The organism is Bradyrhizobium sp. CSA207, assembly GCF_029051685.1.
Classification (GTDB): Bacteria; Pseudomonadota; Alphaproteobacteria; order Rhizobiales; family Xanthobacteraceae; genus Bradyrhizobium.
The window spans coordinates 1-3,998 of the sequence record NZ_JAACFT010000086.1 but is presented as its reverse complement, the minus strand read 5'-3'; the positions used below and the strand labels follow the sequence as shown (position 1 = coordinate 3,998).

The 3,998-nt window shown below is 58.2% G+C and carries 4 protein-coding genes; 1 reads left to right on the top strand and 3 read right to left on the bottom strand.

Annotation, left to right across the window (positions count from 1 at the left end):
* Window positions 1-617: reverse transcriptase domain-containing protein (locus tag GWG65_RS39930; RefSeq protein ID WP_275200877.1), on the bottom strand; the 617-nt coding region annotated here is incomplete at its 3' end.
* 538 nt (window positions 618-1,155) lie between these two features.
* On the opposite strand from GWG65_RS39930, the gene GWG65_RS39925 reads away from it, so the two are divergent.
* The gene (locus GWG65_RS39925; RefSeq protein ID WP_275200876.1) at window positions 1,156-1,587 is read left to right on the top strand and encodes a recombinase family protein; all 432 of its coding nucleotides are present in this window, start codon (window positions 1,156-1,158) and stop codon (window positions 1,585-1,587) included.
* Here the strand turns inward: GWG65_RS39925 and GWG65_RS39920 are convergent.
* The gene (locus tag GWG65_RS39920) at window positions 1,554-3,599 is read right to left on the bottom strand and encodes a recombinase family protein (RefSeq protein ID WP_275200878.1); all 2,046 of its coding nucleotides are present in this window, start codon (window positions 3,597-3,599) and stop codon (window positions 1,554-1,556) included. The genes GWG65_RS39925 and GWG65_RS39920 overlap by 34 nt on opposite strands.
* 14 nt (window positions 3,600-3,613) lie before the next feature.
* Window positions 3,614-3,998 (bottom strand): hypothetical protein (locus GWG65_RS39915; RefSeq protein WP_275200875.1); only part of this gene is annotated, 385 nt, incomplete at its 5' end.

The window sequence follows — 3,998 nt, the reverse complement described above, 5'->3', positions numbered from 1 at the left end:
GAACGATGAAAACGCCCGTAATAGTTGACCCAGCCAACAAGAATAGGCCGTGCCCATTGGGCGATTTTCTCCAAGTCGAGATCGTTGCGATGATGCAGCTTCCAGCGACGCACGTCTTCGCGCATCGCCTTGGCCGCTTTGTCGCTGACCGCAGGAGAGAAACTGACGAACAGCTTTCCAGCGCGATTCATCGATTGTCGGGGTCGAAACGTAAAGCCCAGAAAATCGAAGCGTTGCTCCGGATAACCGTTCGGTCGGTTCGAGTCTTTGCAGTACACAATCTTCGTCTTTTGCGGATGCAATTCCAACTTACACGCCGCAAGCCGCGCTTCCAGCGCTTGCCGCAATGAAAGCGCTTGCGCCTCACTGCGACAGTGACAGATGGCATCATCCGCGTAGCGCTCGAACGGAATGTCTGGATTATTTTCCTTCATCCAACGATCGAACGCATAGTGCAGGAAAAGGTTTGCCAAGATTGGGCTGACGACTGCCCCTTGCGGGGTCCCCTTCTCTCGGCTGACCAGCGCGCCATCCGGCATGCTCACGGGTGCCTTCAGCCATCTTTCGATGTAGAGCAGCACCCATGCGCAGTCGGTATGACGACGCACCGCTCGCATCAATAACTCCCAGTCGATGTTGTCGAAAGACTACTCGACAGACTACCCACCACCGCGCTCATCATCTCGACGACTATCCCGATCAGGTAACCATCGTTCGGTCGCGCCATCCCTTTGAGGGATCTGCGCTTAATGTGCTTGGCTGGTGTCATCGACGCGGCGAACTTCATCTGACGCTTGTACTGCCCGATGGTACCCGTGCCCTTGTACCGGCCGCGTGGACAGATCTGCCTATCGCACAACATTTACCGCGTGCAAGCCCGCAATGCGCTCGATCGGCATTCCTGGCTTCCCATGCCGAGCTGCTGCACGCCCGGACGATCGTCGACGCTCTGCTGCGGCAATTGGATGCCGCGCATACTGTCCTGCCACCGGAATCGGAGGACAGCCATGCAGCAGCTAAGCTTTCTCGACCCACCACCTCAGCACGGTGCCGTACCCGTATGGGAGGCCCTCGATAAAGAGCAGCGCGCACATCTCGTGCTGCGACTCGCCCGACTAATCGCCCGAGCAATCGCCACCGCCGGAGATCACAACGATGAACGAACTGAGCAAGATCACCGCTGAGCACCTACGCCGATGCGCAATCGTCTACGTGCGTCAGTCCAGTACGACGCAGGTCGAGCATAATCGCGAGTCCACTGCCCGTCAGTACTTGTTAGCCGAACGCGCCGCGCGGCTTGGTTGGCGACGCGATCAGGTGAAGGTCATCGATGAGGACCTCGGTATTTCCGGTTCCGGCCTTTCCGAGCGCACCGGCTTCGCGCGTATGACCGCGGAGGTCGGCCTCGGCCAGGTGGGCATCGTGCTCGGCTTGGAAGTCTCGCGACTAGCGCGCAATAATGCTGATTGGTACCGTCTGCTCGATCTATGTGGCCTGACTCACACGCTCATCGGTGATGGAGATGGGATTTACGATCGATCATGTTGCTACCTTCATTTGTTCGCTCTCGGGTCGAAAACGAGGTAATCTCGAGCTCCTGTCTTAAGCTCTCGCAACGCAACAATGCTGGCTTCCGTATCCGGAAAGAGGAATCGCTTGTCCCAGGGATCGCGCTGGATATCAATGGTGCCGCTGCGGATACGTCGTTTGATCCAAGAACTCGAAACTCCTAAACGCTTTGCCATTGCGGTCACCGGCAGCCAGCCAGCAATGTGACGAGCACGCGTTGCGACGCCGTCCTGCAGTACGCGATGGCGCTGCCGCACGATCTGAACGGTTCGTACTGGAACATAATTTCGGCGCGGTGAGCGGTGCCCCTCCTGGGTCAAGGTATTGGCGATTTCGGCATCATCGAAACCCTGACGGGCCAGCTCAAGGATCCGTGCTTGCATCTCAGTCCCTCGAGTTAGAGCATGCAGTGCATGGACCCTCGGCTCGACTTCCAGTTGGGATATCTCGCCACCACACCAGACGATCCGGACCGCGATTCGATCGCGCGTGATGCGGTGGAGAACAACCTTGTCAATCAGCGTTCGTAATAACTGCTTCTTATCTGCCCGGCTCACATCAGGCCGCTGCCAGAGCTCAGGCAAGTGCGGACCAAGCGCAAGAAACTCATTCTGCTCCTCTGGGGTCAACATGGCTGATTTGCTCTTCGTGGCTCGGCGGGTGGTCAGCGCCTCTTCAGCCTGCCGGAGTTCGCGTAGCGCTCTTTCCCATCGCCGCTCCAGCTCAGCGGCGATGAGGCGATTGTCAGGATCGACCCGATTATACTGTCGTTCGGCCAGGAGTGCCTGATAGCGCAGTCGCTCAACCTGCTGCTCTTCGGCGCGATCAAGCGCTTCGTCAGTCTGCTGCCGCGCATTGAGCGCACGCCTCCAGGCCTCCACCTCAGCGGGAGCGATCGCTGCAAAGAAAGCAGCCACCACCTGTGCGTCGATTGGATCGGCGGGAAGATGCTGGCATAGCGTCTTGCCTTGGTGGTTCAACAGGGAATTGCAGACGTAGCGAGACCCGCCCTTGTATTGTATCGACATCTTGTGGCCGCACCGGCCGCACCAGGTGATGCCCTGCAAGATAGCGGCCCCTTCTCGGGGCACGCCACGCGTTTGATTGCGTTGGTATTCGGCATGGTTATCGCGCAACATGGCCTGGATCCGCTCAAAGCCATCCCAATCGATGTATGCAGGATAGCGGTCCTTTACTACTACCTTCCACTCTGCCATTGGGCAGCGAGCCGTCTTCAGTTTACCACTTGCATAGGTCGTGCGGCAGGACTTGGTACGGCCATAGACGAAAGCGCCAGCATAGGCCGGATTCCTCAAAATTCCGGAAATCATGCTGGCTGATGGTGTCCGCCACGCAATATCGCCGAACCGGTCCCGCCGCGGTATGGAGAGCGCACGATCTCGGAATGACCGGATTACCTTGCCCACGGAGCCTCCCTCCAGAAATGTCGTGAAAACCAGTGATATCCGCTGCTGCACCTCCCTGCTCGGATCCTTCGATGCCACGCCATTGGCGTCACGCTCTAAACCCGCCGGCAACAGTAACGTCAACTCGCCGCGCTCGGCCTTGGCGCGCAGCCCCGCCGTCAGACGGCCGCGCAGTGTGTGCAACTCCACTTCGGAGATTGTGCCCTTTAAGCCGAGTAACAGGCGCCCATTGGTTGAGCCAGGATCGTAGACGCCGTCGCGATCCGCAATGAGGCATTGCCGGTAGCCGCACAGATCGAGTAGCGGGTACCAATCAGAGCAGTTGCGCGCGAGACGTGTCACCTCGTAGGAGAGAATGATTCCGATTTCACCCAATGTGACGCGGGCGATAACGTCCTTGAAGCCCTCGCGATGCGCGGCTGTCGATCCACTCAACCCAAGGTCGGCATCAACGACATCAATATTGGTATCATCCCAACCGAGATCGTTGGCTCGCTGTCGCAGTGCATACTGCAGCCGCAGACTTTCCTGGTTGGTCATCACCTGATGAGGCGTGGACTGCCGAATGTAAATTACGGCTCTGCGACACAGGTGGCTCCCCATCACGAGATCCGACCTCATGGCTCTCCTTCCAGCGAACCACGCGAGCTTGCCAATTTTGACTCGGAGCCGTGCCCTAACGAATCATTTGTCGGCTGATTCGCCAAGCTCCTCAGCACCACGTCTCTTGAAAGCCGGAGCAAGTCTCGAATGCTTGCGAGCGAAAGCTTGCTTGACGGGACAGGCAGCCGCTCGCCATAGAGGTTGGTTGCTGAAGCTCGAATTCTCAGCAAAATGCCGTCGCGATAATGAACGAGAACGCAGCCGCCGGGTCGGAGCGAGCTTCCGGCCGATACCAAATCAAAGCGCCGTCCGTATAGTGGATGGGTTGGGTCGGTTACGGTAATCTGCTCCAACTGATCAGATGGCTCCCGAATGGGGGCATCATGCTGTGTGGTCGTA